This is a genomic window from Phormidesmis sp. 146-33, from assembly GCF_052939515.1.
In genome coordinates, this window is sequence record NZ_JBJPHU010000214.1 from 1 (window position 1) to 5,131 (window position 5,131).

The following is a 5,131-nucleotide window of genomic DNA, read 5'->3' on the forward strand; positions in this document are numbered from 1 at the left end:
ACCAAGTAGAAGTAAACCGTTGCAGCCCCAAACAGGATCGTGTTGCCTGGTACTGAGGTTAACCAGTGGACGAAACGAGGAAGCAGGGTCACGATCCACAGCAGGCAGAAGACAATCGCGCTGATGATTTTGCTAAAACTGAAACCTAGCTTCATGCCCCGTCGCGCAGAGCGTGTGTTTGTCTGGGTCTCCTTTCTGGTCTCTGATTGAGTTGTTTTTGTTCTGACAGGCATTGATTGAAGCTCCTTAACGGTTACAGGCGGTTGTGTCGATCGAGATGAAATTGAACGTTCCGTTCTCTGCATTGCCAACACAGAGGCGGTTTTTGTCGTAGATGAAAGTTTTCTTTTTGGGGTCTATGCTCCGCTTCCAGTCGAGCTTTGGGGGTTTTTTGGCATCCAGTTCGTAATTGGTCAGTAGCAGCTGATTGAATTGGGCAATGCGGTTTTTGGCGGCGTTGTCTGCAATCTCTTTTTCATCTGCCACTCGCTGCATTTCTGCAAGTTTTGATTTCTGAATTTCTGCTTCAGACTGGGACTGGATGAATCGACCGGAAAGCATGACCCCGATACAGAGCAGGCAGCCTACGGTGATTGAGTTGAGTCCTGAGAGAGTCATCTTCAGATCCTCTGAGTTGGGGCACTGATGGGAGGGCGATCCACTCGCAGCTTGAACCCGGAGTCTCGCAGGGCATAGCCACAGATGAAGGCTGCAAGAATGACGATCGCTGTAAAAATTCCGCTTCCAAAACTGCCATCGTCTTTTTGATAGTTCATCGTTTGCCTCCGTGCGATTCAAGAGCGTGATTCTTGATAACGTCGATCGCGCTGCCTTTCTCATAGCTCCCATTCCAAGCAATCGCAGTTAGCCCAATCATTCCGCCAACTGCAATCACGACCCAACATTGAATTAGTGCTTTCATTCTGCAATCTCCTATGAACTGATGGCGTGAAGCAATTCCCGCGCCTGATCCGGGGTGATGTTCTCCAAGATTTCCAGGATGTCGCTGAACTCGGTACTAGTGACATCCCGATCATCCTCAGGCGCGCAGTCCCCAGGAAACAACTCGGTAGCGACATCGTAAAAAGACGTTCCCTCCCAGAGAGGCACAGCGTTTATGAACGTGTAGTAAGCCAGAATCGCCATCAGTGCATTGCGATCGTTGATGTCGATGGCCTCTAGATAGGAGCCGTACTGACGTTGCAATTGGTCAGTGCAATCGGCTGAAACGTAGTAACCGAGTGTCTTAGCGGTGCGTAATTCAGACATAATTGATGAATCTCCAAATGATTGATTTTGCGGTTGTTTGAGAGGTAGAGCCAGCCTTAGATTGCGAGTCAGGGGGCTGGCTTTTGATTGACCGTGGCTATAGGCGAACGGAACTGATCATCGATTTATAACTCTCGAAGTCGATCAAACCAGCCTCGTGAAAATCGTCGATCAGATTCAAAGTTGTCAGCCTTGCGATCGCGCCTTTGAGATAAGTCTGGGCTGACTCCAACGCATGTTCTGGAGTGGCAAAGCGATCGTGTCCTTTGAAAATTTCGCCTGGATCGTTGACGTTTTCAAATCTGTAGCGGAAGTTCGCGCCTTCTCGAACAACCTCGATCTTCCAAGCTCCAAACTGATGCGTTTTAATGGCTAACTGTGTCTTCATGATTGAAAAGCTCCGTGTGTGGGGGATAGGGGTTGGTTATAAGCGCGTTCGTCGGCTGAACTCTGAAACCCTTTAGGCACTTTCATTGAATTTCCTTTGCGATGTTGAGTGGCGGAGCGAGAAAGATTGGGCGTTTGCTTGAGGTCGGACTCAGGTAGAGAGCAGCGATCGACAGGCTGATTACACTTGCCAGAATGTAGAGTTTCATCAATCAAGCCCCTCAATGCGTGGTCTAGGCGGCGGCGCTGGCTTGTTCTGAGGAGTACCGTTCTGATTTGAGGTAGTAACGGTCTGCAACGATTCCGATTGAGGCGTTTTAGGTTGAATACTTGCGAGGACGGGTGAGTACTGACCAGTACTAGGCAAAGTTGAAACGATAATGTGACTTGCAGCGTCATCAAGTGAGCAGTACTCACCCGTATCAACCAACTTTTGAAGCCTTGCGATCGCAGTGTCGCTAAGAGAAACTGAGTTCTTTTTCTGTGCCATCACGCCCCCATACCCAAAATCGTAATGTCTTGAGCATTGCTGGCAACCTTAAACCGTCCTTTGGTGCGCTCCTCCAATGAGGTAGCTAGGGAAGCGGAGCCACCGACTAGCAGGACTTCACCCAAATCGTCGAGGTAAGCAGCCCATTGGCTGATCGCTTTGGAGCGGATGTCATCAAGCCAGCTATCACGGGCACTTGCAAAGTGGGTGATAAATGTTGCCCCGTTGCGTCCGATTTGGTAGGAGCCGCTTTCAATGCCGTCCATGATTGCGGATAGGTCTGCACTTGTACCTGTCTCTTTGAGCAACCTTGCTTGAATGGTTTGGGCTAGAGCGTTCGTGCCTGGTAGGGTTATGCTTGCCTCTCTGAGCATTAACCCGTCTGCGGTGTAGAGCCGTCCTGATGAAGTGCCCCCACCAAAGTCAATTACGCCGTTGATTGCGTCAAGCCATTGATACGAGCCGTTCTGAATGCCGTAGTTGTATGCGGCTGTGGCTTCCTCAATCAGCGTCACCTTTGCGATCGTGGTGATCAGCGCTTGACCATTGCGGGTGTATTCAAAGGTGCCTTGCAGCTTTTTGGACTGGGTGATCGCTTCCTCATTCCGAACGTCTGGTACTGCAATCTTGAGGTTCTCTACTCTCAAAATCGACTGACTATAAACAGGCTCTAGCGCTGCAAACACTGAGTCGAACATCATACGCAGCTTGCCTTTGTCGAATGCGCTCTTTCCCTTCATCGTTTTGGCAACGGTGCCGATCGCATACAGTCTGCCATCTCGCTCAATAACTGCTGTGTCGCTGGCAGGTTGGGGCATATCTTCCCAACTGGTATCAAAGTCACGGATCACATTGGGCATCCGAATCATTTGACCATCGGCTGAAATGTACTCCATGTATCTGTTGCCGGGATTGACTAAAATCTCGTCTCTGACAGCCGATCGGGTGCTGATTAGTTTCTGAATTTCTTTGACGGGTGACATAGATTGTTAATTGGGTTGAAGGTTTGAGCGCTTGCCCAAGGCGCAATTCAGGGCTTGAAGTTTGATTAACGCTTTACGGTGCAAACTTTAGGCAAAGCCCCAATATTCCAGGCGATCGACCTTCATTTGGTGGTAGGCAGAACGAACTTTTTTGTAGCGCTCAAATGCCTCAGTCGCACTCTCAAAGAAGGGGCAAGCGGGGCGATTCGGCTTAACATGCGCCCCTTCCTCCCAGTCAGCGATCGCTCTTAAAAGGCAGATACCGCGATCGAACTGGGTGCATTGGGCGCAGGTTGGAGCGGTTTTGGCGGCGGCGTTAGACATATAATTGTTGAAACCTCTTAGCTGGGGTGTAGGGCATCGCTTTCTTCTTGGTCGGAGGGGCGATGCCTTTTGATTTGGGTGCCGATCTGCTTCCTCTCGGCGTGGTAGCTCTGCTACTCTGGCGAGTCCTGCTCACCTGTCTCTTGAGGCGTTGTCTCTCGCCCCGACACAACTAATATAACCAATCTTCTACATATCGTGTACACGATATACATGAATCTTACTTATGATTTAACCTGTTTTATGTAGCTTTTATGTATGTATATCGTGTACACGATAAATAGAAAAGAGATGTAGCATTGAAGAAGTATCGTTAAATAGAAAGGATGAAATAGCTATGGTTGCTAGTGTGGGACGAAAGAAAAAGGATGCCGATCGCGTCAACTACAACATTTCTCGCTCAATTAGAGCAGCCGTTCAAAAAGAGGCTGATAGAGTTGGCTGGAATGAAATTGACATGATCGAAGATTTGTTAAAACACGGGCTAACTGCGAAGTCCATGCTTAAGGAGGGCAAAATTAACTATTCTGAGTTCATTCAACAAATGGACTTGATTCTCGACGACTCAGAGCAGCCGGAAGGCGATCGCAAATCCGACGCAGCAAAAAGTGAAAGTGAGGAAAATCTATGACTACAGACCCGTTAGAGACTGCAAGTACCAACCTGGAAATCTTGGTTCACCAGGTTGGCGTTCTGACCGAGGGATTGACCGAGATTAAGCTGATGCTCAGACCGCCAACGTTTCGAGGTTGATTGAGTTACTCGATCGCGGTCGTTAGTACAAACGCTCAACAATCAGGAGTCAATAATGTCAGTGTCGGGAACGATTCAAGTCGTCGTCAAAATCAGCGAGTTACCGTCCGTCCAAACTGTTGCAGATGGTTTGAAGCGGTTTCACGTCACCTGCGACCTGTTGACCGTACAAGTGACTGTGAAACCCAAACTCTGGAAAAAGTTAGAGAACGCGCAACTTAACCACCCGATGTGGATCGCTGAAATCTCTGGGCGAGTGGGCGATTATTTGGTGCATCAAGAGGGGTTTTGCATGGCAGAGCCAAACATTGAGATATTCGGGATAAAGCCGAAGGAGTCTGCAAAGTGAAGCCGTTCCAATTCGACAAACAAATCATCCACGAATGGGCAACCGTAACGGGGGCCGGCTCCCTCAACTTCCCAGATGCACCAACCAAGATTGAACCATCTTCATTGCCTGACTTCTGGCTACGAGTTGCCTTGGTCGGTCATGAAGTGACGACGATCGTTCTGGGTGAAAGTTATTCGGGGTCAGACATCGCGATCGCCTGCTGCTTTGAGGATGAAGCGCCGATCATTCGTTGTCTGGCAAATGCACGGGCGATCGTCTTTGATGACGAACTTGCAGCGCAGATGTGATTTGAGCGGTCAAAGGGAAAGACCTGAAATCCTTACAGGCTATAGGTCATGACTCTTTGCAATTACCTGAGACTCCTATGGAGCAAAGTCTTGAAGGTGCGGAGCTATGATCACGTCCCTCAATTTGGAGGAATGGAGCCAGGGAGAGGGTTTGACTTGCGTTGATTCCCAAGGGTTTCAGCCTTTAACTTGGGGAAAAGCGTAGAGGCAAGGCTAATGAAATTCTCAAGATGGTGGACGGCGGTCGCTCTGGCATTGGTGATGACGATTGCGATCGGTTTTCCGA

Annotated in this window: 12 protein-coding genes; 4 read left to right on the forward strand and 8 right to left on the reverse strand. The window is 49.2% G+C overall.

The annotated features are described in order from the left end of the window. Nucleotides 1-246: 246 nt before the first annotated feature. The 8 genes from ACJ2PR_RS34920 to ACJ2PR_RS34955 all read right to left on the reverse strand — a co-directional run bounded on the left by ACJ2PR_RS34920 (nt 247) and on the right by ACJ2PR_RS34955 (nt 3,453). Entirely contained in the window at nt 247-618 is a 372-nt protein-coding gene (locus tag ACJ2PR_RS34920; protein ID WP_446880491.1) for a hypothetical protein, read from the reverse strand. A 2-nt stretch (nt 619-620) separates the two neighbouring features. Further along, nucleotides 621-776 carry a hypothetical protein gene (locus tag ACJ2PR_RS34925; protein WP_446880492.1) on the reverse strand — a complete coding sequence of 52 codons (156 nt, stop codon included), beginning with the start codon at nt 774-776 and terminating at the stop codon, nt 621-623. After that, the gene (locus ACJ2PR_RS34930; protein ID WP_446880493.1) at nt 773-922 is read right to left on the reverse strand and encodes a hypothetical protein; all 150 of its coding nucleotides are present in this window, start codon (nt 920-922) and stop codon (nt 773-775) included. The genes ACJ2PR_RS34925 and ACJ2PR_RS34930 overlap by 4 nt, the downstream gene beginning before the upstream one ends. Before the next feature lie 11 nt (nt 923-933). Further along, the gene (locus tag ACJ2PR_RS34935) at nt 934-1,269 is read right to left on the reverse strand and encodes a hypothetical protein (protein WP_446880494.1); all 336 of its coding nucleotides are present in this window, start codon (nt 1,267-1,269) and stop codon (nt 934-936) included. Between the two features lie 97 nt (nt 1,270-1,366). Continuing rightward, nucleotides 1,367-1,657, reverse strand: coding sequence for a hypothetical protein (locus ACJ2PR_RS34940; RefSeq protein WP_446880495.1), 291 nt, complete (start codon nt 1,655-1,657; stop codon nt 1,367-1,369). An 82-nt stretch (nt 1,658-1,739) separates the two neighbouring features. Next, nucleotides 1,740-1,865 carry a hypothetical protein gene (locus tag ACJ2PR_RS34945; protein WP_446880496.1) on the reverse strand — a complete coding sequence of 42 codons (126 nt, stop codon included), beginning with the start codon at nt 1,863-1,865 and terminating at the stop codon, nt 1,740-1,742. Between the two features lie 280 nt (nt 1,866-2,145). Continuing rightward, on the reverse strand, nt 2,146-3,129 hold the full coding sequence (locus ACJ2PR_RS34950) for a ParM/StbA family protein (protein WP_446880497.1): 984 nt from the start codon (nt 3,127-3,129) through the stop codon (nt 2,146-2,148). Between the two features lie 87 nt (nt 3,130-3,216). Beyond that, nucleotides 3,217-3,453 carry a hypothetical protein gene (locus tag ACJ2PR_RS34955; RefSeq protein WP_446880498.1) on the reverse strand — a complete coding sequence of 79 codons (237 nt, stop codon included), beginning with the start codon at nt 3,451-3,453 and terminating at the stop codon, nt 3,217-3,219. A 337-nt stretch (nt 3,454-3,790) separates the two neighbouring features. On the opposite strand from ACJ2PR_RS34955, the gene ACJ2PR_RS34960 reads away from it, so the two are divergent. Genes ACJ2PR_RS34960 through ACJ2PR_RS34975 form a run of 4 tightly spaced genes read left to right on the forward strand, consistent with a single transcriptional unit; the run spans nt 3,791 to nt 4,845 of the window. Next, the gene (locus tag ACJ2PR_RS34960) at nt 3,791-4,084 is read left to right on the forward strand and encodes a hypothetical protein (RefSeq protein WP_446880499.1); all 294 of its coding nucleotides are present in this window, start codon (nt 3,791-3,793) and stop codon (nt 4,082-4,084) included. Next, nucleotides 4,081-4,206, forward strand: coding sequence for a hypothetical protein (locus tag ACJ2PR_RS34965; RefSeq protein ID WP_446880500.1), 126 nt, complete (start codon nt 4,081-4,083; stop codon nt 4,204-4,206). Before ACJ2PR_RS34960 ends, ACJ2PR_RS34965 begins: the two co-directional genes overlap by 4 nt. Before the next feature lie 55 nt (nt 4,207-4,261). Continuing rightward, complete coding sequence (locus ACJ2PR_RS34970; protein WP_446880501.1) at nt 4,262-4,555, forward strand: hypothetical protein; 294 nt, start codon at nt 4,262-4,264, stop codon at nt 4,553-4,555. Further along, a complete protein-coding gene (locus ACJ2PR_RS34975) occupies nt 4,552-4,845 on the forward strand; it encodes a hypothetical protein (RefSeq protein WP_446880502.1) in 294 nt (97 codons plus the stop codon). The genes ACJ2PR_RS34970 and ACJ2PR_RS34975 overlap by 4 nt, the downstream gene beginning before the upstream one ends. The last annotated feature ends 286 nt before the right edge of the window (nt 4,846-5,131 follow it).

Coding starts and splice junctions, on each gene's coding strand:
- ACJ2PR_RS34970 (WP_446880501.1), top strand. CDS start 4,262: ATGTCAGTGTCGGGAACGATTCAAGTCGTCGTCAAAATCAGCGAGTTA.
- ACJ2PR_RS34940 (WP_446880495.1), bottom strand. CDS start 1,657: ATGAAGACACAGTTAGCCATTAAAACGCATCAGTTTGGAGCTTGGAAG.
- ACJ2PR_RS34960 (WP_446880499.1), top strand. CDS start 3,791: ATGGTTGCTAGTGTGGGACGAAAGAAAAAGGATGCCGATCGCGTCAAC.
- ACJ2PR_RS34935 (WP_446880494.1), bottom strand. CDS start 1,269: ATGTCTGAATTACGCACCGCTAAGACACTCGGTTACTACGTTTCAGCC.
- ACJ2PR_RS34955 (WP_446880498.1), bottom strand. CDS start 3,453: ATGTCTAACGCCGCCGCCAAAACCGCTCCAACCTGCGCCCAATGCACC.
- ACJ2PR_RS34945 (WP_446880496.1), bottom strand. CDS start 1,865: ATGAAACTCTACATTCTGGCAAGTGTAATCAGCCTGTCGATCGCTGCT.
- ACJ2PR_RS34930 (WP_446880493.1), bottom strand. CDS start 922: ATGAAAGCACTAATTCAATGTTGGGTCGTGATTGCAGTTGGCGGAATG.
- ACJ2PR_RS34950 (WP_446880497.1), bottom strand. CDS start 3,129: ATGTCACCCGTCAAAGAAATTCAGAAACTAATCAGCACCCGATCGGCT.
- ACJ2PR_RS34925 (WP_446880492.1), bottom strand. CDS start 776: ATGAACTATCAAAAAGACGATGGCAGTTTTGGAAGCGGAATTTTTACA.
- ACJ2PR_RS34965 (WP_446880500.1), top strand. CDS start 4,081: ATGACTACAGACCCGTTAGAGACTGCAAGTACCAACCTGGAAATCTTG.
- ACJ2PR_RS34920 (WP_446880491.1), bottom strand. CDS start 618: ATGACTCTCTCAGGACTCAACTCAATCACCGTAGGCTGCCTGCTCTGT.